The following is a 26012-nucleotide window of genomic DNA, read 5'->3' on the forward strand; positions in this document are numbered from 1 at the left end:
CACCTTTAACCTTTAAGCTTTCATATCAGTTTAGTTGAAAGTTTCCTTTGAGTAAGACATGTTTTACGTTTTAACTCGCACACATGCCTTTAAGCGCGAGCGACTTTTCGTTTTCCATTTTCGCTAGACCATGCCTATTTATTTCGTTAAGCTTCCACTTCAATAAATGTCGTAGCATTTGATTCCGATAGGACAGCATCAACCTCTGATTCAAATTCTTCAATACGAGTGCTCAATGACTCAATTTGTTTTTTGACATTTAAAGGATCAATGATTTCATACTCATTTCTCTTCATAAATGTTTCAGTATGTAATTTGACTTCATCTGGAGACTGTTTATCTTTATTACCTAATATGTTAATTAAATAGGTTTCCAGTTTTGCAGGTAATGCATCATTTTCTTTGGCAACGGTATTAATGGTTGAACGATATTGATGCTGCATGATTTCTAGCAAATTCTTTTCATATTGAATAGATTGTTTCCGTTCGATTGCCTCTGCTACAGTCATTTCTTCCTTACCAACTATCACCTTTGTGCTAGCGTTAGACTGTACAACTAGAGCTTTTATTTTATTTCGATAGCTAATCAAGCCTACCACCTTATCATAGGACGCTTGCATTTGCTTTTCATATTCTTGAATGTCTACACCATTCATTTTACGATTACTTTTTCGATTAGCTACTACTGCACTAACCTCATTCGTTGCTGTCTCAATTCGTAGGTTCAGCATCTTTAATTCTGTTAAGGCACGATGAATAGATAGTTTTTTCATTTCAGTCATGATAAAACCTCCTTCTTAAGCAAGTGTTCTTTCATTATAAAGAGAAAGATGTATAAAGTCCAAAATTACCCATTTTATTTTTTATTGCTTTCATAAGAACATGCCTGTATAATACATTTCTAGGTGCCAAACCTATGTAACTTGGACGGAACATCCTTGTTACGCAAAAAAACGCCATAACAGCACGGATTTGCTGGGCGTTTTTTGTTTTTGAGCGGGAGATGAGCCCCGCTCTTTTTATTTTGCCATTAATGTTTGTTTATGCTTTTGGCGTCCAAATACAAGTAGCACCATAGCAACAGCTAGCAACAACATTGCTACAAGTAAAAGGAAGCTATAATTTTTTACATATTCTATATAAACGCCACCTAAAAAAGGCCCTGTTAAACTACCAATACTTAAAGCAATTCCACAAAGTAAATTTCCTGTAGGCAGTAACTCCTTTGGTGTTAGATCAGCCATGTATGTAATCCCTAAAGAAAACATGGAGCCAACTAAAGTGCCTGTTAAGAAAAATGCTATAGCCACAGCTAATTGAGAGTGCTCTAAAAAGCTGGCGATTGCAAAAAGCATAGCGCCTCCAAACGAGCCTACCATCAAGATATTCCGTCTTCCTACTTTATCCCCTAATGCACCAAGTGGTACTTGTGTTAAAATCCCACCAAATGTAAAGACAGATAGAATAATAGGGATCATACCTACTTCGTAGCCTTTGCGTAAAGCATAAACTGGGAATAAAGCATTTAATGAAGACTCAAGGAATCCATAAACGAAAGGTCCTAAAAACGCCATCCATCCAAATAAAATAGCCATTTTGTAGCGTTGCCATCCTCTTGCATTTAAGTCGCCTGTTAGTCGCTCAGGTTTTTCATTTTGTAAGAAAAATACAAAAGACCATGCAAACAAGCACATGATGGATGATATGATAAACGGTAACGCTTCAGCAATCTCAATCAGCTTCACCATAAGTGGCCCTACGGCAAAGCCTATACTAAATGACAAGCCATAGATGGCCATTCCTTTTCCCAAACTTTTATGATCTGCTGTGCTTGTAATCCATGTTTGGGTCGCATAATGCAAGGCATGGTCCCCTACTCCAATGAGCAAACGAAGGACAAACCAGAAGGTCACACTTTTCCAGAAGGGAAATGCTAGCAAAGATGCAAAAACAAGTGCTCCTCCAACTAAAATAATTGGTTTGTAGCCCCATTTTCGTAAAGGCTGCTCGATAAATGGTGAGATTAATAGTGTTCCTATGTATAAACCTGTTGCATTCAAGCCATTCAATGCCGAGGATACGCCATCCCGTTCAAATATGATCGAAATAAGCGGTAACAGCATCCCTTGTGAAAAGCCTGATATGGATACAATTAATACTAAAATGGTAAATCGTTTTTTGCTGTAATCTGAGAAGTATGTCATCTTATCCTCCAATATCGTCATTCTTCCAAAGAACAGCATATCAAAAAGCCTTAGCGCTCACCACATGTGATTTTACGCTAAGGCCTAACTAATCCTTATATTCATTTAATTGTATAAACACGAAATTCGGCTTTTGATTATTACCGGATACTTGTTTAAACTCCCTCCTTTTCGAGTTAGCTTTGCAATGATACTTTTTCCAATCAGCTCCTTTACTTTATCTTAAAACAACTTTAACATACAACCTCAATATTGTAAATATTCTGCCTATTGATTTTTAAAATTAATCTCTTAGTCCTAGGTGTTTACCTAAACATTGAAATTTAAGCCCAAATCAGCTACGATAAAAGGGATGAAATGAGGTGTACGAATGTCAAAGCCAATCACTGATAAAAAACAGCAAGTAACCTACTTAAAAGAGCGTCTTGAAATTTTTTTAGAAGTATTAGATGCCCTTGATCCCGAAACTGCTGAATTAGAGGATATCGATCGCTTAATTCAAATGATGGATGATTTAGAAGATAAAATGGAGCAGTTTAATGCTCGTGAACAATAATGAGTCAAAACAAGCGAGCATATTATATGCTCGCTTGTTTTTTAGTGGCAGTCCCAATTATAAAGTACCTTGCTAAAATCTTTATTGTTTAGCTCTTCTGCTGTAATGAAGAAGTTGCCGACACCACAATCGCCCCAAAGGATATCATCACCTACACTATCAATCTGTAATAACATGATTGTAGAGTCCGTATAATCACCGTATGCTCGTGGATCTTCCTGTGTAAAGTACGGATACCCACCTATTTTATGTCCATCACCAGTCAAAGCATCATAGAAAGCATCTTCTAATGTATCATCATCCTCTATTGATGTTAAGATACTGGCGTACATGTCATTACTTCTAAAATCATCAATGGACAATGGTTCAAAGCCTGCTTGAAAGGATAGTGCCATTTCACGCTCTACAGGAAAATACATCTCCTCATCCACTAATTTGACAAATGAAAAATCTTGAACGAGCTTTGTTTCATCATGCACGATCGATTCATGGAAGATAACACGAAATCCTTCTTGATTTTGTCCATTATCAAAATCCATTCCTAACACATCGTCATAACCATCAATATAAAACTGTAATATTCCCTCTTCTGGAAAATTCGCTAGATGCTTTGGTACTTCTGTAAAATTAATTTGAGCTAATAGCTTCAAAGGTTGTCCATTGTTATTTGTTGGATATTCCATCGACAGTGGAAAATAGGGATCCCCTGCAAACTTACTTTGAAATAAAGATGTTTTGCTTACCTTCGTATCAACCAATACAACAGGCTTCATTGTTTCTTCTATTAATGGTCTATATTTTTCAAATTCTTCCGGTAATTCAAGTAAATTTTTAGCAGCCATTCAAATTCCTCCTAAATGTGGATTCACTTCTATTTTAGAACAAACGTTCTATTAAATCAACCCCTTCTCACAAATACTATGAAAACAAGCTTTAATTTAGGGCTCTCAGATAAGGACTCTTTTTTTCATTAGTTGAAAAGAGTATAATGTAACGTGGAAATAATCAATTTTTCTATGGGGGGCAATACCAATGAATCTACAAACTTTGGAGAAAAGTCTTTATGATTTAATTACTGAAACATCTACGAATTTACCTAAGGATGTACGTCGTGCTATTAAAAAAGCAAAAGAAGCTGAGAATGCTGGTACACGTGCTGCAATGAGCTTAGACACAATTGCAAATAATATTATTATGGCAGAAGATAATGTGTCACCAATTTGTCAGGATACAGGGCTACCAACTTTCAAAATCTATACACCTGTTGGCGTAAACCAATTAGAAATTAAAGCTGCAATCAAAAAAGCAATCAATGATACAACAGCAGATGCTAAATTACGTCCAAACGCGGTAGATTCTTTAACTGGTGCAAACAGTGGGAATAACCTTGGTGATGGTTTACCAGTTATGAAATTCGAACAATGGGAAAAAGATTACATTACAATTAAATTAATTCTAAAAGGCGGCGGCTGTGAAAATAAAAACATTCAGTACAGCTTACCATGCGAATTAGAAGGTCTTGGTCGTGCAGGTCGTGACTTAGACGGTATTCGTAAATGTATTTTACACTCTGTGTACCAAGCACAAGGTCAGGGCTGTTCAGCTGGTTTCATCGGTGTAGGCATTGGTGGAGATCGTTCTTCTGGCTACGATTTAGCAAAAGAACAATTATTCCGCCATGTTGAAGATACAAACCCAAATTCAGATCTTGCAAAATTAGAAGAGTATGTTGTCAAAACAGCTAATACATTCGGTATTGGTACAATGGGCTTCGGTGGTGAAGCAACATTACTAGGCTGTAAAATTGGGGTGATGCACCGTATCCCTGCTTCCTTCTATGTATCAGTAGCTTATAACTGCTGGGCTTACCGTCGTATGGCTGTGGACATCGATCCACAAACAGGCGAAATTATGAATTGGCACTACCAAGAAGGTGAAAAAATCACGTTCAAAGAAGATGAAGTAGCTGCTACAACAGAAGATACAACTACAAATCTAGTAGAGCTTACTGCACCAATTACGGAAGAACAAATTCGCTCACTAAAAGTGGGAGATGTCGTTTCTATTACTGGTCGTATGTATACTGGCCGTGACGCTATCCACCACCATTTAATGAGCCACGATGCACCAGTGGACTTAAATGGACAAGTTATTTATCACTGCGGACCTGTAATGGCAAAAGATGAGGAAGGCCACTGGACAGTAAAAGCAGCTGGACCAACTACTTCTATTCGTGAGGAGCCTTACCAAGGTGATATCATGAAAAAATTCGGTATCCGTGCTGTGATTGGTAAAGGTGGAATGGGACCAAAAACATTAAAAGCTCTAAATGAACATGGTGGCGTTTACTTAAATGCAATCGGTGGAGCAGCCCAATACTATGCAGACTGCATTAAAGGTGTTGACGGCGTTGATTTAATGGAATTTGGTATTCCAGAAGCTATGTGGCACTTAAATGTAGAAAACTTTACAGCAGTTGTAACAATGGACTCACATGGTAACTCTCTACATGCAGATGTCGATAAATCATCATTAGATAAACTTGCTTTGCATGCAGAAAGAGTTTTCTAATTAAATAAACGGTGTAGTCATCCATTTGATTGCACCATTTTGTAAGGCACAGAATATTCCTAGTGAATAGACTGTGCTTTTTTTATTTAAAATCCCCTATCATCATCACCCTATGGTCAAAGTAAATATCCTTCAAACTTCCTACTTTATTTTTATAAATTCCTTTGTTATAATAATTCTAAATAAAAGAGATGGTAATTGAAATCCATTTTCAATTAAAAACTTTAATAAATATTAATTTATAAAGGTTTTGATATTGATTTTCATTATCAGGAGGGATATAGATGGAATACTCTAATCGAGAAAATATAAATTTAATTGAGAAAACAAAAGAACATGCTGAATTGATCGCTGCATTGATGGCGGGCATTTTCATCTTACTTGCATGGCGTTTAGATACGAGCGGACAAACAACTGCTTCAGTTCTACTATATTTAATTGCATTTTTTGTAGGTGGATTCGCAAAAGCAAAAGAGGGCATTGAAGAAACGATTGAAGATCGAAAATTAAATGTAGAGCTATTGATGGTATTAGCCGCCATTGGTTCTGCAGCAATCGGCTATTGGACAGAGGGAGCTATTCTTATTTTCATTTTCGCAGTAAGTGGTGCACTTGAAACATATGCAATGAATAAAAGTCATCGTGAAATATCAGCACTTATGAATTTACAGCCAGAAGAAGCTTGGTTAGTGCGTGGCGGATTTGAACCTATGAAAGTGTCCGTGTCCACGTTAAATATCGGCGATCATTTATTAATTAAACCAGGTGAACGCATTCCAGCAGATGGTATTATTTTCAAAGGACAGTCTTCTATTGATGAATCGGCTATTAGTGGAGAGCCGCTGCCTGTCTCAAAAATCGAAGGTGACGAAGTATTTGCAGGCACAGTAAATTTAAATGGTGCTATTACGATGGAAATGACCAAAGCAAATTCAGAAACACTTTTCCAAAAAATTATACAACTTGTCCAAAGTGCGCAAAGTGAAAAATCTCCCTCACAACAATTCATCGAAAAATTTGAGGGGTCTTATGTAAAATTTGTGTTATTAGGTGTTGCCTTAATGATGTTCCTTCCCCACTTTTTACTCGGCTGGGATTGGACAACGACATTTTACCGAGCAATGGTGTTATTGGTGGTTGCATCCCCTTGTGCACTCGTAGCATCAATTATGCCTGCAACACTAGCAGCCATCTCAAATGGTGCAAAAAATGGTGTGCTTTTTAAAGGCGGCTTACATTTAGAGCATCTCAGTGTTTTACGTGCTTTAGCTGTCGATAAAACAGGTACTTTAACACAGGGGAAACCAGTTGTTACAGATTTTATTGTCCGAGAAGGCGTAGATCGTAATCTAGCTTTAGCAAAGCTTGCAGGGATTGAATCGCAATCCAATCACCCACTAGCTCAAGCCATTACCACATACGCTAAAGCAGAAGGAATTAACACATTACCACAGGCAACAATCGAGGATATTCCTGGTTGGGGTATAAAAGGGACGATCCACAATGAGGAGTATCAAGTAGGGAAACCTGAGTTTGTTGGTACTCAGCTTGCCAATGACTTTGCAAATAGTGCAGCTACAAAACTTGCCGCAGAAGGGAAAACAGTTATTTTTATTCGGGATCAGCATGGTATTGTTGCCTTAACAGCTCTAAAAGATACTGTACGCAGCGAAGCTAAAAAGGCTGTAGCTCTATTAAAAGATCTCGGTATTCAAGTAGTAATGCTCACAGGTGACAATGAAAAAACAGCCAAAGTCATTGCAAAGGAAGCTGGCGTTACCGAATATGTAGCAGAATGTCTACCTGAAACAAAAGTTACTGAAATGAAACGCCTACTTACACAACATCAATTTGTTGGAATGGTCGGCGACGGTATTAACGATGCCCCTGCATTAGCTACGGCAACTACTGGCATTGCGATGGGTGAAGGAACAGACGTTGCATTAGAAACAGCGGATGTTGTGTTAATGAAAAATGATTTATCCAAAATTGCTTATGCTGTGCGCTTATCTCGTAAAATGCAGCGTATTGTAAAACAAAATATCTTCTTCTCTATCGGTGTTATTGTTTTATTAATCGCCTCTAACTTTTTACAAGTAGTCGACCTACCTTTAGGTGTAATCGGACATGAAGGTAGTACAATTCTAGTTATTTTAAACGGTTTACGCATGCTCAATAAAAATATCTAATGACAAAGCCTCGCCTTTCTCATAAAGAAAAGCGAGGCTCATTTTGTTTTATTGTTATTTCCTTACTCATGAAGTTCTTTTTGTAGTGCCCTTTTTTGCATGGTAGCATTTAATACCCCACCAAAGATGATAATAATCCCCGTAAAGTATAACCAGAGCATTAAAATAATGACACCACCGATACTACCATATGTAGCAGAATAATTTGCAAAATTATTAATATAGAAAGAGAAACCATATGTGACTGCTAACCAGGCAAGTGTCGCAAACATCGCCCCTGGCCATACACCCATTATTTTTAAACGCGGGCTTGTATTTGGAACGACCCAGTAGATTCCCATTAAAACGATAAAAATAAGTAAAGGTGGTATTGACCATCTTAATTTGTGCCAAATAGATTCAAATTGCTCCTCAATTCCAACGATTGAAAATAGGAAATGCCCTATTTGCTGACCAAAAACTGGTAGTAAGAGAGCGACAGCCATCACAATTACAAGAGCGATTGTAAAAACCAGTGACAACCCTCTATCCAATATGCCAGCTCTCCCCTCTGTATCATAGGCTTTATTTAAAGCTCGAATAAGCGCATTAATACCTTTCGATGCAGACCAAATTGTACCGAGAACCCCGATGGACAATAAACTACTATTTCGATTTGTTAAAATCTCATTCAGCGTATTTTCAATCAGCTTATACACTTCATCTGGTAAGATATTCACTAAAAATGAATAGACCTGTGTCGTTTCTAAATTTAGATACGGTAATAGCGTCACTAAGAAAATAAGTAAGGGGAAGAACGATAGTAAAAAGAAATAAGCCAATTGTGCAGCAAGCGCAGATATTTCAACTCGCTTTAGCCGACTTATTAAATCTTGAACAAAGCCTTTGGATGTCATCACGTCAATCGATTCCTCCTCAGGAGAGACAAACGACTTTACGAACCCAAAAGCATTTTGCATTGTTGCTTTTTTTCCTTCCATATAATTCCTCCTAAAGCTTCCTTTACTCTTTTTCAGGTAAAGTAAAGGCTGATTTCGTGTCCTCAATCATCCCTTGTATTGTGGAAGGTAATTCTTTAAATTCATCAACCTTCTCAGCAATCGTGTTAACATTATCAGACACGCTTTCACAAAGCACTTTTGCTGCCAGCACTTTTTCCTCCACTAGCACCTGTAGTTCTTCACGATTTGATGCATAATATGTGATGGCTTCCTTCATTTTTTTAGTTGTAGCAATTGTTGTTTCACGCGTTGTACGATCGAGCATACTTAATGCAGCACCAACTGCTGCTCCTGCTACGATTGAAGCTAATAATTTACTCTGACCCATATTTATAACCCCCTGCTTGTGTATTTGCATATTCCCTATTATTTCATAAATAAACAGCTTCCTGCACTTATTCTACCCAATAACAGTCTATTTTTAAAGCAATGCTCAAATACGGAGTTGACATTTTTTTTATTCAATGAAATGATATGTGCGAGGATTATGAAAGGTAGGGTAAAAAATGGATTTATCAGTTCCGTCTAAGGAAAACGTAGTGTATATGGTGGATCAAATGAAGGACAAGCTACGCATGGTGAATGTTGATGCAATGAAATCAGAACATTTCGATGAAGCTAATTATGAAGATTTAGTGTATTTATATGAGATGGTGATGAAAAGAGAAACATTTAGCCCAAGTGAAATGCAAGCGATTGTTGCTGAATTGGGGTCTTTACGTAAGTAAAGTAAATAAAAGCTATTAGCATATGACGATTGGTCAGCCGCTAATAGCTTTTTATTATTGTGTATTTTTTGCTTCTGAACCATCTTCGGTAACCAATGGCTGAATAAGCACTTCTACACGTCGGTTCTGTGCACGACCTTCTGCTGTATCGTTTGGAGCAATCGCTCGGTTTTCACCATAGCCTTTCGCACTAAAGTTCTCAGACTTTAATTGTGAATTACTATCTAATAATACCATGTAAAAATTAGACGCACGCATTAATGATAACTCCAAGTTTGATGAGAAGTTAGGGCCAGCTGGCACATTATCTGTATGACCTGTAATAACAATATTACGAGGTGGATTAGACACTAATACATCCGCAAGCTCTTTTGCAATTGGAATATATTCTGGTTTAATCGTTGCTTTACCAGGATCAAATAAAATACTATCACGGATAGTTACAAGCAATCCCTCATCTGTCATTTCAGTTGCAAATTGACCTTCCATCTCATTAACTGCAATAAAGTTGTCCACACTATCTTTAATAGCTGCTAGCTCTTGTTGATCCTTTAAATAGGCCGAATTTTGCTGTGGCGTTTGGTCGCTATCTGCATTCGGGCTTGGTACTGGTGCAGGCTGCTCTAGAAAGCTTGTTCCCCCGTCAAATACTTGACTAAATACCGCCGACATTCTCTCTAACTTTTCTTGATCAACTGAACTTGAGGCAAATAAAATAATAAACACAGCTAAGAGCAAAGTTAAAATATCTGCGTATGGAACTAACCAAGATTCATCAATATGTTCATCATGCTTTTTTTTCTTAGCTTTCTTTGCCAAGGCCACCCGCCCCGCTTTCACCAGAAATTTGACGACGTTCTTCCATCGTTAAGTATGATGATAGTTTCTGTTCAATTACACGTGGAGCCTCCCCTTCTAATACTGAAAGGATACCCTCAATCATCATTCTCTTTTGTTTTACTTCTAAAGCAGACTTACGCTTTAACTTGTTCGCAAATGGGTGCCATAAAACATAACCTGTAAAGATACCGAGTAATGTAGCCATGAAAGCAGCCGAAATAGCATGTCCAAGCTTTTCGATATCGTTCATATCAGCCAATGCGGCGATTAACCCTACTACTGCACCAAGAACCCCTAAAGTTGGTGCATATGTACCTGCTTGCGTAAAAATAGCAGACCCACTAGCATGACGCTCTTCCATTGCTTCCACTTCTTCCGTTAGTACATCACGGATGTAGTCAGCATTTTGACCATCAATTGCTAATGTAAGACCATTTTTTAAAAATGGATCTTCAATTTCAGAAGCCTTGCTTTCAAGTGCTAATAGTCCTTCACGACGAGCTAAGTCAGCCCATTGTGAAAACATTTTAATAATTTCTATATCATTCGCTAATTTCGTTTCTTTAAAAAGAATTTTAAATAGCTTCGGTACGCGCTTTAACTCTTGCATTGGAAAGGCAATTGTTACTGCTGAAATAGTACCAAAAATGATAATTAGAATGGCTGCAGGGTTATAAAATGCACTTAAGCTTACACCCTTCATCACCATCCCCGTTAATAGTGCTACTAAGGCAAGTATTAACCCTATAATCGACGATTTATCCATCCTAGAACCTCCAAATCTACTATTACTGTTATTTTCGTCTGTTTTTCCATATTTTAAATATATATATTCCTAGTATAAATGTATTTCACTTATTTTTCGATGTAATTAATGCTTTTTATTCACATTTCGACCATTTTTGATTATATTGAATTAAGAATATTACACTAAACTGTCTTATATCGAAAGGGGATATGAATTTGTTATTATCATTTAACACAAAATTACTAAAATATGCCGAATTAGCTGTGAAAGTAGGAGTAAATATCCAAAAAGGTCAGTATCTTTATATAAGCTGTTCGACTGATAACCTAAAATTGGCGCAAATAATTACCAAAATAGCTTATAAAAATGGTGCAAAACAGGTATTTGTCGATTTATCGGATGACGAGCTTGTACGTGCTCGTTATGAGGGAGCACCAAAAGACTCATTTGATTTCTTCCCGCCATGGAAAGTGCAAGAGCGTGAATGGTTGGTTGAACACGGAGCCGCTTTCTTAAGCATTAGCTCACAAAATCCAGATTTACTAAAAGGTATAGAGCGTGACAGAATCATGGCCTTCCAAAAAGCATCTGGTAAAGCATTAGCAAACTATTATCAATCGCTACAGTCTGATAAATTTAGTTGGTCAGTTATCGCTGCTCCATCTAAAGCCTGGGCAGCAAAAGTATTCCCTCACTTACAAGAGGAACAACAAATGGATGCATTATGGGAAGCCATCTTTGCAGCGACACGTATTGACGTTGAACATTCTATAGAAGCTTGGCATGCTCACGATCAGGAATTACATAGCAAAGCTGATTATTTAAATGGGAAGCAATATAAGTCGCTCCACTATACTGCTCCAGGCACTGACCTAACTATTGAGTTACCTACACATCATGTGTGGACAGGTGGCAGTAGTATTAATACACAGGGCCAAGCATTTATGGCCAATATGCCTACAGAAGAAATTTTTACAGCCCCTTTAAAAACAGGTGTTAATGGGTATGTTTCCAGTACTAAGCCATTAAGCTACGGAGGCAATATTATCGATCATTTCACTTTAACATTTAAGGATGGTCGTATCATTGACGTGAAGGCAGAGCAAGGACAAGAAATTTTAGCTTCCCTTATTGAAACAGATGAGGGTGCTCATTATCTTGGTGAAATAGCATTAGTTCCACATCAATCACCTATTTCACAATCTAATTTATTATTTTACAATACATTATTCGATGAAAATGCCTCGAATCATTTAGCCATTGGCAGTGCCTACGCATTTTGCATTGAGGGTGGTAAAGAAATGACTTCTGAGGAATTAAGTGCACATGGTCTTAACCAAAGCTTGACACATGTAGACTTTATGATTGGATCGGATAAGATGAATATAGATGGAATTACTCATGATGATCAAATAGACCCAATATTCCGCGATGGAAATTGGGCAATCTAAATAATCCATTCCTACTAATAGTATTCTAGGCTAAGTATGTTAAGGTTGTCATAAATTATCCTTAGATTTTCCTAGTAACCTATTGTATAATTGTTTTAGGGAAGTTTAGTAGATCATTTAAGTAGAGAGGAGCTCTAATAATGTTCATTACAACTGTTCTTGGCTTTTCAGCAGTTTTATTAATTTCAACGGGATTCTTCATCCACTACCTACAAGTTGGTTTAGATAGCAAGTCTTCAGTAACTGTAGATCCAAAGCCAAACGAAGAATATTAATGTATAAAAAAACAGCTACTGCAATGGTAGCTGTTTTTTTATCACTTACAAGTTATTTTCATCTATTAAAGCGTAGGAAACTGCTTCTTTATTGTAAAAATTATCTGAAAAAAGTCTTTATTGTTTGCATATTGAACGTTTTGCTCTAAAATATTTTTTGTAAGGAAGGGAGCAATATTCATGACAATGTTACAAGATATTTTAGAGTTTAATAAAGAGTTTGTACAAGAAAAGAAATATGAACCATTCATCACTACAAAATATCCTGATAAACGTATTGTTGTTTTATCTTGTATGGATACTCGTCTTGTAGAGCTTTTACCAAAAGCTATGAATTTGCGGAATGGCGATGTAAAAATAGTGAAAAGTGCTGGCGCATTAGTGAGCCATCCTTTCGGTGCAGTTATGCGTAGTTTATTAGTGGCTGTCTATGGCCTACAAGCTGATGAAGTGTATGTCGTTGGACATTATGACTGCGGAATGAGTGCAGTTGACCCTGATGCTATGCTTAGTGAAATGGTGACAAGGGGTATTGATCCAGAAACAATCAAAATGTTGGAATATTCTGGTTTTGATTTAAAAGAATTTTTACGTGGTTTCGGTGACGTAGCAACAAGTGTTAAGAAAAGTGTCGATACGATTCGTAATCACCCATTAATGGTGAAAGACGTTCCTGTTCATGGTTTAATCATTGATCCGAATACAGGTCATCTTGATTTAATTGAAGACGGTAGCAAATAATAGCTAATAAAAAACAAGTGCCCATCTCTCGTGAAGGATAGGCACTTGTTTTTCTATTCATCCTCTAAACGTGCATACATATAGTGATCTACCCATCGGCCATTAATATACAGTAGCCTCCTTAGCAGACCCTCTTGTTGAAATCCAGCCTTCTCTAATACGCGCATAGAGGGGTTATTTTGTGTAGAGACATATGCCTCTACACGGTGTAAACCAATTTGATCGAATGCGAATCTCACCACCATATTTACAGCCTCTGTGACGATTCCCTTGCCTACATAGATTTCATCCATCGCATAGCCAACAAATGCACTTGAGTACGGTAAGCGTTTTACAGCATAAAGTGCAATATGCCCTATTAGATTATTTGTTCCATGCTCAAAAATACCAAAAGTAAATTCTCGTTTTGACTCCATTAAATAGAGACTCTCTTGAATTTTTTTATATTGAGCATCAACTGTATAATATTCAGGTTTTTGTAGTGGCTCGTATACAGACCAAAAGTATTTATTGCGGCTTACGAGACCCGATAAACTTCGTGCATCTTTTTCTTGGAATGTGCGGATGTAGCATTTTTCCCCCTTTATCGTTACCACATTCCCACCCTTTTTTCTTAATAAATTCCAAATTTTAAGCACCATTTCTCCACACTAGCCTTCCAATAAATATCAGTACATTTCTCATTCTCTGTTCACATTGGCTACAATCTAATGATTGTAAACCCTAGTTTTATTTCATTGTATGTAAAAAAAGATGCTGCTACAACTAAAACAGCTCATGTCTTATTGTTACAGCAGCACCATTTTATTATTTTGTTTTTTGTTCTTGCTTTTTCTCATTTATTATTTCTAAACTGGATGAATCAGCATCCTCTAGCTGTCCATTAGCTAATACATTTGTTAGATGAAGACCACGTTTTTGAGCCTCACGTTCAATATGTGCAATTGTTTCTTGAAGCACCTGAACACGCGCATGTTTTTTATCGTCTCCAGCAACTAAAATCCATGGAGCATCCTTTTTATCTGTCTTGTCAAACATTGCATTCGCCGCTTCAATATATTGTGGTGATTTTTCTCGATTCCGCCAATCCTCGTCTGTTAGCTTCCAAGATTTATAAGGGTTTTCTTCACGTTCTTTAAAGCGTTTTAATTGCTCTTCATCTGAAACATGTAGCCAGAACTTAATAATTATGTAATCTCCCGCAGTTAAAATTTTCTCGAAATTATTAATTTCTTCATACGCACGAGACCATTCATCCTTTGTTGCAAAGCCTTCGATACGCTCTACTAGTACACGTCCATACCATGAGCGGTCGAAAATAGCGATTTGTCCATGCTGCGGTAATTTTCTCCAGAATCTTTGTAAATAGTTATAGCGTAATTCATGTGGCTGTGGAGCTGAGATAGGGTGTACCACATAACCGCGCGGATCTACACGTTCAATCAATCGTTTGATCGCGCCACCTTTACCAGCAGCATCCATTCCTTCAAATACTAAGATTAAACCTATTTTGTTTTTTAGTAAAAACTGCTGTGCATTTAACATTTCATATTGGAGTACTTTTAATTTCTTTTTATACATCTTTTTATCTAGTTCAATGGATAGGTCTAGGTTTTTCAAATTTTGTGCCATGAAACTTCACTCCTTTTGGTTGGATATTCTTATTGTACTAAAGAAATATATGGATGCCTATTGAGATGGTAAATTGTAGATATTACGAGCAAAACAACACGATACATTGTTGAAAGTTTCCGTTATAATAAAAATAGTGACAGCACTATACTTATTTGTCTTTTCCCTATAAAATCTAACACGAAGGGAGAGGAAAACATGCCTCGGTTTATCTTGATGACAATTTCTTATCTTGTCTCACTCATCCTAACCTTTTCATCCTTTTTCGTGAATATCAACGGTCAATCTATGCTAGAAATCGCTAATCGCTTTTCTGTAGTATTTGCACCAGTTAGTGTAAGTCATGTAATTTGGATTCTTATTTATTTTTTACTCGGTTATTGGTTAGTTATGAATATCAAAAAGACAACTATGAAACAGTCTGCGCTTTTTAGCTGCATAAATATATTGCAAGCATTGATGATATACGTATGGCATCATGAGTTATTTATTGTTTCACTTGGCATTACATTACTCTTAGTCTTGTATTTATTTATGTTGTATAATACGTACCCTCTTCATGACAAAGCAATGTCGGGTCGTATTCCTTTCTCCATTTATTTTGCATGGATGACATTTATTTTTATTACGAATATCAGTTTTACGTTAACGGCTTATGGTTGGAACGGCTTTGGTCTTAGTACGCCTCTTTGGGCAGTAATTTTGCTGACATTAGGTGGAGCACTTGCGCTACATATCCGTTTCCATCACTTTGATATTTTGTTTCCTAGTGTTTTTATTTGGGCTTATATAGGAATCGCCTTACATAATGGTTTTGATGAGCTACTTGTCACTACCGCCGCCTTCTTTTTATGTGGTGTTCTCTTTGTTGGTATTTTATTTATTAAAAAAAATCCTGCCTACCAAAAATAAATTGGTAAGCAGGATTTTTCATTTCATTGCATTCTATTCTTCGTCTAATGATGTTAGGATAATCGGTTTATCTTTTGTTACAATGACTGAATGTTCAATTTGAGCTACAAGTGATTTATCAGGTGTAATGAATGTCCAACCATCACCAGCTTCTACAATATGCTCTGCCTTCGCTGAGATAAACGGCTCAACCGCAAGCACCATACCTTCTTTCATAATTGTAGAATCCCATGCATCATAGTAATTTAAAATGTGATTCGGCTCATCATGTAAAGATTGACCTAAACCATGACCAGTTAAATTCATAATAACAGTTAAGCCATTAGCATTCGCCTCACGTTCAACTGCCTTACCAATTTGATTTAATTTAGACCCAGCCTTTACCTTTGTCATTGCTCGATCAAAGGCGCTTTTGGCAACGCGACATAGCTTTTCTTTGTCCTCATAGCCATCACCAACCACAAATGAAATACCAGTGTCAGCAAAGTAGCCATTTAATGAACCAGAAACATCGATATTTACAATATCCCCTTCTTGAATAACACGTTTTCCGGGGATACCATGCGCCACTTCTTCATTGACACTAATACATGTATACCCAGGGAAATCATATTCTCCCTTTGGACCAGATATCGCGCCAGCCTCTGCAAACATACGGCCAGCAATTTCATCTAGCTCCAATGTTGTAACACCTGGTTTTGTGGCAGCTTTCATCGCTTCACGAATTTCAGCACAAATGCGTCCTATTTTTTTAAAAGCTTCAATCTCTTCTTGCGTTTTTACAATCATGTATAACGTCCCTTTCATCTAATATCTATACTTTAATATAACATAACTTGTTATGCGTATAACGATAAACGCTTTAAATATTGTATGCTTCCTTACTTTGCGAAGTGCGCAAAGAGTTATTTGCGACAAAAAAGCCCCTTCACAAATGTGAGGGGCATGTTTTATGCTTTTCTTTGCATTAATTGTGGAGCAGCTGTGAATAAAAGAACGCCTACAATTGCCGTTAAAATAGTTGCTGGTAGCATATATGTACCATTATAGATGATGGAATAGATCCATGCATTTTGATCGCCAGCATATTCTGCAAAAAATACAGCGCCAGCCATCGTGTGGGCTGCATATCGTAAAAAGCCCGCAAGTACCGTACCTAATATAATGTAAAGTGCCATTTTTGTTTTGTTGGCATTTTTGGCAGCCGCCAACACGGGTCCACGCACAACCGCCGCTAATCCTACAACTGTGAAAGCAACACCATAATCAAGGAATCCTTGTAGCCAGTGCACAATCGTAGCACCAAACATGGTTTGCATTACACCCACGAGTAATCCAGTTGTTAGCCCTGCTACTAAGCCCCAGCGAAATGCTATTAACATAATAGGTACCATGACTAGACTAACAGAGCCACCTTGTGCCCATACTTTAAAGGAAACCTGATCAAGCACAAGACCGATTGCTGCAAATATCGCAATCTCCACAAGCATTAATAGTCTTTTTTTGTCCATATATATTCTCTCCTTTGTTCCGATGTAGGATACAAGAGCAGGAATAGAAATGCGCTGATATGTCTCTTTCTGACACCTTTTTATTCCCTCAAGAATGAAAAAACGATGCCAGGACAGAGCCTCACATCGTACTAGTGTCGGTTTCTATCCACATCCCTACGCAAGCGTTAACTTACAGGTTCAAAGAGTCAAGGCATTACGTGCCCAGTCTCAGCTGACATCATCAGCTCCCCTTGTGGTCGTTACATCTGAATTTATTTGAACATTCTCATTGTACGCAAAGGATAGAAGGATTACAACCTCTTCCATATATTATTTTTTTGAAACTTTGCTGTTTTTCATGCGTAAATATTACAAAAGGAGGTACAACTATGGAGAACCAAAAAATTTTATCTGCCTTTAGTTATTTAAGTATTTTCTTCGCCCCTTTTATCGTCCCATTAATTGTGTACATTATTACGAAAGATAGTGACGTAAAAAGACATTCAATTCGTGCACTTATCTCTCATTTAATTCCTTTTGTTTTCGGCATTCTGTTCTTTATTGTCTTTGTTTTTTCTACATTTAATTTGGATCCAACGTCCGGCAATAATACGATGTTGATTATTTGGTTCGTTTCGTTTGCCATTTATGCCATCGTCTCACTAGGAATTGTAATATGGAATATTATTCAAGCTGTTCGTGTTATTCGTTAATGTTTCATTTTTAAGCGAAACAGGTAGTAGTAATTGTAAAAGGAGCTGTTTTTGAATGAAAGTATCAAATGTTGTGAAAACCGCCGTAAAATTAGCACCTATTGTTATTCCTATCGTGAAAAAAGTAATGGCTGCAAAAAAAGGGACAACACCTACAGCCACCCCTCGAAAAAAATAAACAGCAGGCGTATTCCCTTGTTTTGGAAATACGCCTTTTATTTATTTCACTTCAAAGTGGGTTTGACTATGTCCATTCAATGTTTTTTCTACATGTAAGACCGCTGGCATCGCTGATTTTAATTCAGGCACATGAGAAATCACGCCAATCATACGACCAGAATCCTGTAAAGCAATTAATGTATCAATTGCTTTATTCAAAGATTCCTCATCAAGCGAGCCAAAGCCCTCATCAATAAACATGGTTTCAATATGAATATTCCCTTGGAAGCTTTGAATGACATCTGCCATTCCTAAAGCAAGACTTAAGGAAGCATTAAATTTTTCGCCACCGGATAATGTTTTCACATCACGTAATTGATCCGTATAGGCATCATATACATCAAGCCCAAGCCCACTTTGCTTCGCATGCTTTTCTAGTCTATCAGAACGTCTAAGCTCAAATTGACCATTTGATAAGTGATAAAGACGAATATTAGCGGCATCGGTAATTTGGTCTAAGTAATTAATTTGAATGTATCGCTCAAAGGACAGCTTTTTCGAATTTTGTCCGTTTAATAATCCATAGAGTTCCTTTACTCGACCAGCTTCTTGTTCAAGTAACTGAAGCTCTCTCGCTGTTTCTTCCACTTTTTTTATAAAGCCCTGGCATGCTTGTGCAAAACCATTCATCTGTTGCAAACGTTTAAATGCTTCCTCATACGCTGTACGAAGTTGTTCTACTTTTGCTTCCATCATCACTAAATCTTGCTTCTCTTTCCCTTGAAGATACATAGCCCCTTCAGTTATTTGGATTTTCAGGGTATGTACCTGTAAAGCATAGTCACTGCATACTTTGCGAAGTGCCTCCAATTGGCTCGCACTCCGTTTGGCAGCTGCGTATTCCTCATAGCTGTCAAAGCCGATTTCCTGCATGCTTGCTGAAAATTGCTGCCGCTTTTCATTCATTTTGAGCTGCAATTCCTCAAAAGATTGTTTGGCGATTTCTACAGTTAGTTTTGCATTACTTGTCGCTTCTTTTACGACATGCAAATTTTCTTGACTCTCTTGCCATGTTTTTTGCAAATCCATTTTCTGTTTACTAACATCCGTAAGTTGTTGCTTTAATTGCTGTAATGTTGGTAAATTGGCTGGCATCTGCTTGAGCTGTTCTTCTACAACCGCTTGTAATCTTGTCCATTCTTTCATGTGCTCAGCTAAATATTGCTCTAATTCCATCTGTTTATTTCTAAGCTGCTCTATTCTATCACGTTGATGCTTTAGCTTTAATCGCATATCTGCTAGTTGATGATGGACAACTTTTAAGCTCGCAATCTCTTGCTCCGTCTTGTGTAAAGTAGCGATGAGCTGTGCTTGGTCTTCTTGTTTAATATGCTGTGCTTCTAGCTGCTGATATGTATCTTGAAGAAGCTGTTGCGTAGATGACAAAAGTGCTGCCTTCTCTAGATACATACGCTCGTCTGAAGAAGCCTTCACTCTTAACGTTTCCACTTGAGCAAGTTCAATAACTTCCAGTTGCTCTTTATGTGTTTTCTCGTGAGTCATACTGCCACAAACAGGGCAAGGCTCCCCTTCCTTTAGCTGTTCCGCTAAAATACTAGCCTGACTTGTCAGCCACCGTTGCTGCAATAATAGAAGGGCCTTTTTACTTTCTTGATAGTGAATGTCTGAGGCAGCTACGTCCTGCTGTGCTAACTCTACGGCACTTTTATATTTCTCAGCTTGTTTGACTAAAGCTACCTGTTCACGTAGTTTCGGTAACTGTTCTAAGTAGCTTTCATATGGCTCAACCTGTTTTTCATAGCCTTCCATCGTTTGAGAAAATTGCTGCAATTGCTCTTGTTCTTTTTCCAATAACGTCAGGTTATCAGCCACCGCCATTTTTGCTGTTTCAACATACTGCTCAGCTATTTGCAGCTGCTGCACGTTGTTTTCATAGGCCTCGCATTTAGGCAATGACGCTAATAATTGCAATTCCTGCTGCAAAATTTGTTGACGCTCAGGCTCTTTCGCCTCTTCTACCCTATATTTTTCTTGGGCTCGCTGCAGTTGCTCTTCTGTTTGCTGATGCTTAACTTGTGCTTGCTGAAAAGCTTGTTCCTTTACATTAAGTTCAGCACGTAAATCAATGCATTGTTGTTCAAGTAGCACAAGTCGCTCTGCTTGTTCTGCTAAAACAATCTCCTGCTCCTTCGCGCTATATGCGTCCTGCTCTTGTAACAGCATTTGTAGTCGCTGCTGTCGATTCGCTTGCTCATCAAATTGCTCATTCAGTGTTTTAGCTAATCGATAATATTCTTGTTCTTTTTGATGAAGGCTATAAGCTTCTTCATATTGTAGCTGTTCATCCTCAATACATTTTGTATAGTAAATAATCTCCTCATCAAGTGCCTGCTTTAGTTGATGTAAATTTTCCGTTTTGTCAGCAATTAATGTGAATAACGCTGATGAACGTTGTGGTAAGACACCGTCAATTTGACCAAGTAAATGTTCTTTTAATTGTTTGGCACGTTGTAGATCACTCTCTGCCTCTTTTCGTTTAGCATCAAGCTTTTTCGTCATGACACCAAAGCGGTCTGTTTTAAAGATTTTCCGCAAAATAACTTCTTTGTTTGTAGAATCTGAGGTTAATAGCTTGCGAAATTCACCTTGAGGTAGCATCACAATTTGGCTAAATTGATCTTTTGTGAGACCTATTATTTCCTGCAATTTTTTATCGACTTCAAGCGTTTGCTGCTTCTCTACAATGCTATAATCAAGCTTTCCCTCTTTTACTTCAGCTAACTCTATTTTCTTCCCAGTAATCGTTTTATTTTTTTCTTTAATATGACCGGGCTGTCGTATTATTTGATAGACCCTTCCATGCATTTCAAACATGAGCTCTACAGCTGTATAAATATCATCATGAGCAAAGCCACTTCGCAGTAAAGCCGTATCCTGACGATCCTCACCACTGCCTGATCCGTAAAGGGCATAACAAATGGCATCAAAAATGGTTGTTTTTCCAGCACCGGTTTTACCAGAAATAGCAAACAATCGATGTTCCCCTAGTTCTTGAAAATCAATTACTTCAGTGTCTTTATAGGGACCAAATGCAGTAATCGTTAACTTTAATGGCTTCATTTTACTGTCTCTCGCTCCTCATCTAATAATTCCTGTAACATCTCTGTGAAAAGGCGTTCCGTATCTTCATCTGGCTGAATACCGATAATATCGGTAAAGAAAGAACGGAATAAATCAATATCCTCTAGTTTTTCCGTTTCTACAACTTGTAGCTCACGCGACACCTCTTGTCGTAATACCTTACGTTCCACATGCATAGCGTGCGGAAACACACTGCGAATGCGTTCCATCGGCGAAGACACCGAAGTTGTATCCGTCAATCTGACAAATACATAATCATCACTTGGTGTGAGCTTTAATAAATCCTCTAATTGACCTTCTACTACTCGTAAATCTCTTCTTGGCACAAGCTTTCTTTTGGTTACTGTGCTATTACCATGCTCATCTAAATCAATGATTAAAAAGCCTTTTTCATGTAAATGCTCAGATAACGAATATTTTAATGGAGAGCCTGCATAGCGAATGGTTTCATTTAAGACAAAATGTGCCTTATGTAGATGCCCAAGTGCTGTATAATGAAAGGGTTTAAATAAAGCTGCACTCACACAATCTGAGCCTCCTATGGAAAGCGGTCGCTCTGAATCACTTGTATTCGCTTCTTCCTCACCATACTTCGTTACAAAAGCATGTCCAACAAAAACATGACGTTTGCTTGAATCCATGTCTGGCGTGATATACTCAATTATTTTTTGCATGGCATCTTGATGAGAGCGGATTGCCTCTTCTTCAAAGATGCTGCGAATAGAAGCCGGCTCTGCATACGGTACAAGATGGAAATGCACTTCGCCATGCTCATCATTCAAAACAATAGGTGCATGATTTTTTGTAAATTGACCCTTGATATATAAACCGCTATCACTCATTAAACGACTACCGAAATTCAGTCGACCTGCACTATCATGATTTCCCGCCACCGCTAAAACAGGAATCTTCTTCTCTAATACAACTTTTGCTACTACATCATTTAGTAAATTGACTGCCTCTATAGGAGGCATCGAACGGTCATATAGATCACCTGCTATGACAATTACATCTGGTTTTTCCTCATCTATCGCTTGTATAAATTGTTCGAGAATATACTGTTGATCTTCTGTCATATAGACACCTTGAACAAGTTTTCCTAAGTGCCAATCTGCTGTATGAAATATTTTCATTGTTGTACCTCCTAGTCTTCTTTCTATTTTAGCATGACTATTGCCTCTCTAGTGCTCTCTAGCAGTTTAGTAGTTCTATCCAATATTGGCTTTCATAGAAAAAAAGCATCTTATTGGGTAAGATGCCTTTGCTAACGATTATTTAGATGTTTTTGATAAAAGCTTGATAACCTGGGAATCCCTGAATAACGTAAGCAACACGAGCAGGCTGTTGTTGTGTCACTTTCTCTTTCCGGGGCTTCGCTGATGATTGTTGCTTGACAATTTCCTCAAATGACAAAGGATTTGCCTTAGGTAATTCTGATGAAGAAATCTGTAAAGCATCACTACCACTATAAGCCTGTAAAAATGAGTTAGCCATTTGACGATAGCCTTCAGCATTCGGGTGGACGTCAGCACTATTTGGTAAATAGCTTGTTCCATTCAATCCAAAGGCATCATAGACATCTACATAAACTGCTCCTGCATGCTCTGCCTGTTGCTGTAAAATCGCATTTAATTTAACTAGCTGTGCATTGGTTCCTTCTTTTTGCGACGGATGGACAGTTGGATAGGCAAAATAATAGCCCATGACATATACCTTTGCTTTTGGTGCACGTTCTACTAACTCATCTAAAATCGTTGTCATATTTTTTCTCGCCAAGTTTAAAGCGTAATCTGTCTGCAACTGTGAAAAAGCTAAAGTTCCAGCACTTGGGTTCACCTGAACAAGACGCAATAAATCATTGGCACCTGCTGACACCGTAATCAGTGTGGCGTTTGCTAATAAATGTTGCGCTTCCTCCGATTGAATTCGGTCTAACACATTCGCTGTTGTAAAGCCTGGAAAAGCGAGCTCTTTTGTATAAAACGATAATTGTCCAATCGAACTTAATTTCATGGCAATTAAATCACTATACCCTACATCAATTTCTTGATAAGGTGTTTGACCTGCAGCTAATGAATCTCCAATCGCCACGTAGCTTTCCGTTTGAGCAAAAGCAGATGAAGTCCAATATGTCATGGATAATATCGTCACACCGATTAAGCTCCATAATCGTCTCATCTGCTCTCCTCCTTTTCTTTTTGACTAAAGATTAAAAAGCCCAGCTACCCTTACGGAAAATAGGCTCTACCGTACCATCTGGTAAAATACCATCAATGTCCATTTCTCCGCTGCCAATCATAAAATCTTCGTGTGTCACAGAAATATTAGCTCCTAATGCTTCAAGCTGACCATTTTCTAAGTCTCTACCACCTTCTAAGCAAGTCGGATATGCTTCACCAATAGCTAAATGGTTTGAAGCATTTTCATCGAATAATGTATTGAAATATAAAATCTCTGACGCTGAAATAGGTGATTCGTGAGGGACAAGTGCTACTTCACCTAAATAGCTTGAGCCTTCATCCACTTGAATTAGTTCTTGTAATAAATCATGACCAACTTCAGCCTCTGCCTTAATAATTTTGCCCTCTTCAAATGTTAATTTAAAGCCATCAATCATATTGCCTTGATAAACTAATGGCTTTGAATTACTGACATAACCGTTTACACCTTGCTTCATTGGAAGAGTATACACTTCTTCAGTTGGCATATTGGCAACAAAGACATTATCCTCTGGCGTTTTACTGCCACCCGTAACCCATTTATGTTGTGGTGCTAAAGCAATTGTTAAATCTGTACCCGGTGCTGTATAGTGAAGCTTTGCATACTTTTTATTATTTAGAAGCTGTGCACGCGATTCTAAATTGGCTATATGCTGACGCCAATTGTCCACTGCATTGCCTTCCCCAATATGCACTGTTTTAAAGATTGCCTCCCATAAGGCAGGTACTTGCTGCTCTTCTGTTAAATGGGGGAATACCTTTGCTGCCCATTTAGGTGAAGGGACCGCAACAATGGACCAAGCAATTAAATCCTTCATGACGGCATTACGATAATTTTTCAATGCTGCACCAGATACTTTTTGGTGGGTTGCTAATCTGTCTGCTGGAATGCCTGTCAAATTATCAGGATCTGCTGCATCAATCCATAATAGAGCCCCTTTACGTTCAATAAGCTCATCACGCATTTTTACGACCCATTCAGGGAAGCGACTAAACTCCTCGTCAGAAGCATGTTCAAAATAGGCACGATCCATTTCGTCATCTGAAAAATTCACATGTACACGTCCTGCGCCAGCCTTATAAGCCTCTTTAACAACTAAACGAACAAAATCCAAAGCATCTACCGATGTATTGACTAATAGGTACTGACCTGGTTGGATGTTGACACCCACTTTTACCGCAAGCTCTGCATATGCCTGTAATTTTTCTTCAAACGTCATATTAATTCCCTCGCTTTTGTCCAATTGTTTTAGAATTACCTTCCATCAGCTTGCCATCATGCCATATTTTTTGCACAGGCTTGCCTGGTACTTCCCTTGTCCACTTTTTATACGTTTTTTCATCATGATACGATAATAACGTTAATACTTCACCATCTGCGCCCGCACGACCTGTACGACCTGAACGATGTAAATACTGCTCAATTGTTCGTGGTACATCAACATGAATAACATGTGTTAAACCGGCAATATCTAAACCACGAGCCGCAATATCTGTGGCAATTAAAATACGGGCATCTCCTTTACGGAATGCATCTAACGCTTTTTTTCGTTCTTCTTTTTTCATGTCGGAATGAAGAGTGACAATTGGTGCTGAGCGGTACTGCAATTTTGTTTCCTTCATTAATAATTGATCGATATTATTGACAAAAGCCAGTGCCCTTAAGCCTTCTGTATGTGAGAGTCGACGTAGGAAATCTGTTTTATCACGTTCTTCTACTTTCACAAAAGAATGTACTACTTTACCGACCTTTAACATATCCTCGGGTTTAATTTTAAAACGTAAAGGTTCAAACATCATACGACTTGCTACTAATTCAATTTCCTCCGTTATCGTAGCCGAAACAACAACGACTTGTCGGCCAAAAGCCGAGCCTTCGATAAAGGATTTGACGACAACACGGTATTCACGACTCAGTAATTGATCGCACTCATCTAAAATAACCGTTTCAATTTCTTTTAGTTTTAATTTCCCTGCCCGTGCTAATTCATTTAAACGACCAGGTGTGCCAACGACAATCGTTGGTTTTTTCTTTAGCTTTTCAATTTGACGAGCAGAATTGGCACCACCAATCAGTTGTTGAACTGTAATATCTGTGCCTGCCGTCCATTCACGGATAACTTCTACAATCTGCATCGCAAGCTCTTGTGAAGGAGCTACAATCAGTCCTTGTGTTTGCTTTTTTGCCCCATTCACTTTATTCAATAATGGTAAAACATACGCTAATGTTTTACCTGATCCTGTTGGCGATTCCGCTACAATATCTTTGCCTTCAAGCATAGCTGGTATCATTTCATCTTGAATTTTCATGGGTGTTTCAAAATTCCATTTTGCTTGTATTTCTTCTTTTAATAAATTAATGACTGACATGTTATTTCCCACCTTCTATCTACTTGACACTAGTTTAACACACTCCGC

At 37.9% G+C, this 26012-nt stretch carries 26 protein-coding genes and 1 riboswitch; of the genes, 10 read left to right on the forward strand and 16 right to left on the reverse strand.

Annotated features, from left to right (window positions below; translation table 11 throughout):
- Positions 1-146 precede the first annotated feature (146 nt).
- Positions 147-782, reverse strand: a complete 636-nt coding sequence (locus tag NST76_RS18785; protein ID WP_036122261.1) for a hypothetical protein — start codon at positions 780-782, stop codon at positions 147-149.
- Between the two features lie 237 nt (positions 783-1019).
- Complete coding sequence (locus tag NST76_RS18790; RefSeq protein WP_036123066.1) at positions 1020-2204, reverse strand: MFS transporter; 1185 nt, start codon at positions 2202-2204, stop codon at positions 1020-1022.
- A 370-nt stretch (positions 2205-2574) separates the two neighbouring features.
- On the opposite strand from NST76_RS18790, the gene NST76_RS18795 reads away from it, so the two are divergent.
- Positions 2575-2760 (forward strand): SE1561 family protein, encoded by a 186-nt coding sequence (locus NST76_RS18795; protein WP_036123069.1) that lies wholly within the window; start codon positions 2575-2577, stop codon positions 2758-2760.
- A 41-nt stretch (positions 2761-2801) separates the two neighbouring features.
- Here the strand turns inward: NST76_RS18795 and NST76_RS18800 are convergent, their stop codons facing one another.
- Complete coding sequence (locus NST76_RS18800; protein ID WP_089934591.1) at positions 2802-3602, reverse strand: YwqG family protein; 801 nt, start codon at positions 3600-3602, stop codon at positions 2802-2804.
- A 190-nt stretch (positions 3603-3792) separates the two neighbouring features.
- Here NST76_RS18800 and NST76_RS18805 point away from each other — a divergent pair, with 190 nt between their 5' ends.
- On the forward strand, positions 3793-5331 hold the full coding sequence (locus NST76_RS18805; RefSeq protein WP_036123075.1) for a fumarate hydratase: 1539 nt from the start codon (positions 3793-3795) through the stop codon (positions 5329-5331).
- Between the two features lie 284 nt (positions 5332-5615).
- Positions 5616-7520 carry a heavy metal translocating P-type ATPase gene (locus NST76_RS18810; RefSeq protein ID WP_089934593.1) on the forward strand — a complete coding sequence of 635 codons (1905 nt, stop codon included), beginning with the start codon at positions 5616-5618 and terminating at the stop codon, positions 7518-7520.
- 62 nt (positions 7521-7582) lie between these two features.
- Here NST76_RS18810 and NST76_RS18815 read toward each other — a convergent pair whose 3' ends face one another.
- Both NST76_RS18815 and NST76_RS18820 read right to left on the reverse strand, forming a co-directional pair.
- Positions 7583-8500 (reverse strand): YihY/virulence factor BrkB family protein, encoded by a 918-nt coding sequence (locus tag NST76_RS18815; protein ID WP_036123312.1) that lies wholly within the window; start codon positions 8498-8500, stop codon positions 7583-7585.
- A 22-nt stretch (positions 8501-8522) separates the two neighbouring features.
- Positions 8523-8849 (reverse strand): hypothetical protein, encoded by a 327-nt coding sequence (locus NST76_RS18820; RefSeq protein ID WP_058843701.1) that lies wholly within the window; start codon positions 8847-8849, stop codon positions 8523-8525.
- A 178-nt stretch (positions 8850-9027) separates the two neighbouring features.
- Between NST76_RS18820 and NST76_RS18825 the strand changes: the two genes are divergently transcribed.
- Positions 9028-9249 (forward strand): DUF1128 domain-containing protein, encoded by a 222-nt coding sequence (locus NST76_RS18825; protein ID WP_036123318.1) that lies wholly within the window; start codon positions 9028-9030, stop codon positions 9247-9249.
- A gap of 54 nt (positions 9250-9303) precedes the next feature.
- Here NST76_RS18825 and motB read toward each other — a convergent pair whose 3' ends face one another.
- Positions 9304-10068, reverse strand: coding sequence for a flagellar motor protein MotB (gene motB / locus NST76_RS18830; protein ID WP_036123321.1), 765 nt, complete (start codon positions 10066-10068; stop codon positions 9304-9306).
- A complete protein-coding gene (gene motA, locus NST76_RS18835) occupies positions 10052-10855 on the reverse strand; it encodes a flagellar motor stator protein MotA (protein WP_036123322.1) in 804 nt (267 codons plus the stop codon). The genes motB and motA overlap by 17 nt, the downstream gene beginning before the upstream one ends.
- Before the next feature lie 191 nt (positions 10856-11046).
- On the opposite strand from motA, the gene NST76_RS18840 reads away from it, so the two are divergent.
- From NST76_RS18840 to NST76_RS18850, 3 genes are all read left to right on the forward strand, one after another.
- Positions 11047-12288 (forward strand): aminopeptidase, encoded by a 1242-nt coding sequence (locus tag NST76_RS18840; RefSeq protein ID WP_139149537.1) that lies wholly within the window; start codon positions 11047-11049, stop codon positions 12286-12288.
- 140 nt (positions 12289-12428) lie between these two features.
- Complete coding sequence (locus NST76_RS18845) at positions 12429-12563, forward strand: hypothetical protein (protein WP_255358791.1); 135 nt, start codon at positions 12429-12431, stop codon at positions 12561-12563.
- Between the two features lie 180 nt (positions 12564-12743).
- The gene (locus NST76_RS18850; RefSeq protein WP_036123327.1) at positions 12744-13304 is read left to right on the forward strand and encodes a carbonic anhydrase; all 561 of its coding nucleotides are present in this window, start codon (positions 12744-12746) and stop codon (positions 13302-13304) included.
- Between the two features lie 53 nt (positions 13305-13357).
- Here the strand turns inward: NST76_RS18850 and NST76_RS18855 are convergent, their stop codons facing one another.
- Together NST76_RS18855 and NST76_RS18860 are read right to left on the reverse strand one after the other, a co-directional pair.
- Positions 13358-13945 carry a GNAT family protein gene (locus NST76_RS18855; RefSeq protein WP_051891670.1) on the reverse strand — a complete coding sequence of 196 codons (588 nt, stop codon included), beginning with the start codon at positions 13943-13945 and terminating at the stop codon, positions 13358-13360.
- Between the two features lie 166 nt (positions 13946-14111).
- Positions 14112-14936 carry a polyphosphate kinase gene (locus NST76_RS18860; protein WP_036123330.1) on the reverse strand — a complete coding sequence of 275 codons (825 nt, stop codon included), beginning with the start codon at positions 14934-14936 and terminating at the stop codon, positions 14112-14114.
- Between the two features lie 198 nt (positions 14937-15134).
- On the opposite strand from NST76_RS18860, the gene NST76_RS18865 reads away from it, so the two are divergent.
- Entirely contained in the window at positions 15135-15848 is a 714-nt protein-coding gene (locus NST76_RS18865) for a hypothetical protein (RefSeq protein WP_036123333.1), read from the forward strand.
- 33 nt (positions 15849-15881) lie between these two features.
- Here NST76_RS18865 and map read toward each other — a convergent pair whose 3' ends face one another.
- Both map and thiT read right to left on the reverse strand, forming a co-directional pair.
- On the reverse strand, positions 15882-16637 hold the full coding sequence (gene map, locus NST76_RS18870; protein ID WP_036123336.1) for a type I methionyl aminopeptidase: 756 nt from the start codon (positions 16635-16637) through the stop codon (positions 15882-15884).
- A gap of 161 nt (positions 16638-16798) precedes the next feature.
- A complete protein-coding gene (thiT, locus tag NST76_RS18875) occupies positions 16799-17359 on the reverse strand; it encodes an energy-coupled thiamine transporter ThiT (protein ID WP_141905437.1) in 561 nt (186 codons plus the stop codon).
- Positions 17360-17495: 136 nt separating this feature from the next.
- A riboswitch (TPP riboswitch) is annotated at positions 17496-17603 on the reverse strand.
- Between the two features lie 127 nt (positions 17604-17730).
- Between thiT and NST76_RS18880 the strand changes: the two genes are divergently transcribed.
- On the forward strand, positions 17731-18054 hold the full coding sequence (locus tag NST76_RS18880; RefSeq protein WP_036123342.1) for a DUF4870 domain-containing protein: 324 nt from the start codon (positions 17731-17733) through the stop codon (positions 18052-18054).
- A 55-nt stretch (positions 18055-18109) separates the two neighbouring features.
- Positions 18110-18232 carry a hypothetical protein gene (locus NST76_RS18885; RefSeq protein WP_255358792.1) on the forward strand — a complete coding sequence of 41 codons (123 nt, stop codon included), beginning with the start codon at positions 18110-18112 and terminating at the stop codon, positions 18230-18232.
- A 41-nt stretch (positions 18233-18273) separates the two neighbouring features.
- On the opposite strand, the gene NST76_RS18890 is transcribed toward NST76_RS18885, so the two are convergent.
- The 5 genes from NST76_RS18890 to NST76_RS18910 form a co-directional block, all read right to left on the reverse strand.
- A complete protein-coding gene (locus NST76_RS18890; protein WP_342544316.1) occupies positions 18274-21354 on the reverse strand; it encodes an SMC family ATPase in 3081 nt (1026 codons plus the stop codon).
- Positions 21351-22508, reverse strand: a complete 1158-nt coding sequence (locus NST76_RS18895) for an exonuclease SbcCD subunit D (protein WP_342544317.1) — start codon at positions 22506-22508, stop codon at positions 21351-21353. The genes NST76_RS18890 and NST76_RS18895 overlap by 4 nt, the downstream gene beginning before the upstream one ends.
- A 142-nt stretch (positions 22509-22650) precedes the next feature.
- The gene (locus NST76_RS18900; protein ID WP_101966926.1) at positions 22651-23553 is read right to left on the reverse strand and encodes an SGNH/GDSL hydrolase family protein; all 903 of its coding nucleotides are present in this window, start codon (positions 23551-23553) and stop codon (positions 22651-22653) included.
- Between the two features lie 31 nt (positions 23554-23584).
- A complete protein-coding gene (locus tag NST76_RS18905; RefSeq protein ID WP_036123355.1) occupies positions 23585-24814 on the reverse strand; it encodes an aminopeptidase in 1230 nt (409 codons plus the stop codon).
- 1 nt (position 24815) lies between these two features.
- Positions 24816-25964 (reverse strand): DEAD/DEAH box helicase, encoded by a 1149-nt coding sequence (locus NST76_RS18910; RefSeq protein WP_036123358.1) that lies wholly within the window; start codon positions 25962-25964, stop codon positions 24816-24818.
- Positions 25965-26012: the final 48 nt, after the last annotated feature.

Origin of the sequence: Lysinibacillus sp. FSL W7-1291 (assembly GCF_038593415.1) — a bacterium.
In the GTDB taxonomy this organism is placed as follows: domain Bacteria; phylum Bacillota; class Bacilli; order Bacillales_A; family Planococcaceae; genus Lysinibacillus; species Lysinibacillus fusiformis_D.

What these genes read in the sequence shown, in the direction of transcription:
- NST76_RS18785 (WP_036122261.1), bottom strand. Translation starts at nt 782, where the DNA reads ATGACTGAAATGAAAAAACTATCTATTCATCGTGCCTTAACAGAATTA.
- NST76_RS18790 (WP_036123066.1), bottom strand. Translation starts at nt 2,204, where the DNA reads ATGACATACTTCTCAGATTACAGCAAAAAACGATTTACCATTTTAGTA.
- NST76_RS18795 (WP_036123069.1), top strand. Translation starts at nt 2,575, where the DNA reads ATGTCAAAGCCAATCACTGATAAAAAACAGCAAGTAACCTACTTAAAA.
- NST76_RS18800 (WP_089934591.1), bottom strand. Translation starts at nt 3,602, where the DNA reads ATGGCTGCTAAAAATTTACTTGAATTACCGGAAGAATTTGAAAAATAT.
- NST76_RS18805 (WP_036123075.1), top strand. Translation starts at nt 3,793, where the DNA reads ATGAATCTACAAACTTTGGAGAAAAGTCTTTATGATTTAATTACTGAA.
- NST76_RS18810 (WP_089934593.1), top strand. Translation starts at nt 5,616, where the DNA reads ATGGAATACTCTAATCGAGAAAATATAAATTTAATTGAGAAAACAAAA.
- NST76_RS18815 (WP_036123312.1), bottom strand. Translation starts at nt 8,500, where the DNA reads ATGGAAGGAAAAAAAGCAACAATGCAAAATGCTTTTGGGTTCGTAAAG.
- NST76_RS18820 (WP_058843701.1), bottom strand. Translation starts at nt 8,849, where the DNA reads ATGGGTCAGAGTAAATTATTAGCTTCAATCGTAGCAGGAGCAGCAGTT.
- NST76_RS18825 (WP_036123318.1), top strand. Translation starts at nt 9,028, where the DNA reads ATGGATTTATCAGTTCCGTCTAAGGAAAACGTAGTGTATATGGTGGAT.
- motA (WP_036123322.1), bottom strand. Translation starts at nt 10,855, where the DNA reads ATGGATAAATCGTCGATTATAGGGTTAATACTTGCCTTAGTAGCACTA.
- NST76_RS18840 (WP_139149537.1), top strand. Translation starts at nt 11,047, where the DNA reads ATGAATTTGTTATTATCATTTAACACAAAATTACTAAAATATGCCGAA.
- NST76_RS18845 (WP_255358791.1), top strand. Translation starts at nt 12,429, where the DNA reads ATGTTCATTACAACTGTTCTTGGCTTTTCAGCAGTTTTATTAATTTCA.
- NST76_RS18850 (WP_036123327.1), top strand. Translation starts at nt 12,744, where the DNA reads ATGACAATGTTACAAGATATTTTAGAGTTTAATAAAGAGTTTGTACAA.
- NST76_RS18855 (WP_051891670.1), bottom strand. Translation starts at nt 13,945, where the DNA reads ATGGTGCTTAAAATTTGGAATTTATTAAGAAAAAAGGGTGGGAATGTG.
- NST76_RS18860 (WP_036123330.1), bottom strand. Translation starts at nt 14,936, where the DNA reads ATGGCACAAAATTTGAAAAACCTAGACCTATCCATTGAACTAGATAAA.
- NST76_RS18865 (WP_036123333.1), top strand. Translation starts at nt 15,135, where the DNA reads ATGCCTCGGTTTATCTTGATGACAATTTCTTATCTTGTCTCACTCATC.
- map (WP_036123336.1), bottom strand. Translation starts at nt 16,637, where the DNA reads ATGATTGTAAAAACGCAAGAAGAGATTGAAGCTTTTAAAAAAATAGGA.
- thiT (WP_141905437.1), bottom strand. Translation starts at nt 17,359, where the DNA reads ATGGACAAAAAAAGACTATTAATGCTTGTGGAGATTGCGATATTTGCA.
- NST76_RS18880 (WP_036123342.1), top strand. Translation starts at nt 17,731, where the DNA reads ATGGAGAACCAAAAAATTTTATCTGCCTTTAGTTATTTAAGTATTTTC.
- NST76_RS18885 (WP_255358792.1), top strand. Translation starts at nt 18,110, where the DNA reads ATGAAAGTATCAAATGTTGTGAAAACCGCCGTAAAATTAGCACCTATT.
- NST76_RS18890 (WP_342544316.1), bottom strand. Translation starts at nt 21,354, where the DNA reads ATGAAGCCATTAAAGTTAACGATTACTGCATTTGGTCCCTATAAAGAC.
- NST76_RS18895 (WP_342544317.1), bottom strand. Translation starts at nt 22,508, where the DNA reads ATGAAAATATTTCATACAGCAGATTGGCACTTAGGAAAACTTGTTCAA.
- NST76_RS18900 (WP_101966926.1), bottom strand. Translation starts at nt 23,553, where the DNA reads ATGAGACGATTATGGAGCTTAATCGGTGTGACGATATTATCCATGACA.
- NST76_RS18905 (WP_036123355.1), bottom strand. Translation starts at nt 24,814, where the DNA reads ATGACGTTTGAAGAAAAATTACAGGCATATGCAGAGCTTGCGGTAAAA.
- NST76_RS18910 (WP_036123358.1), bottom strand. Translation starts at nt 25,964, where the DNA reads ATGTCAGTCATTAATTTATTAAAAGAAGAAATACAAGCAAAATGGAAT.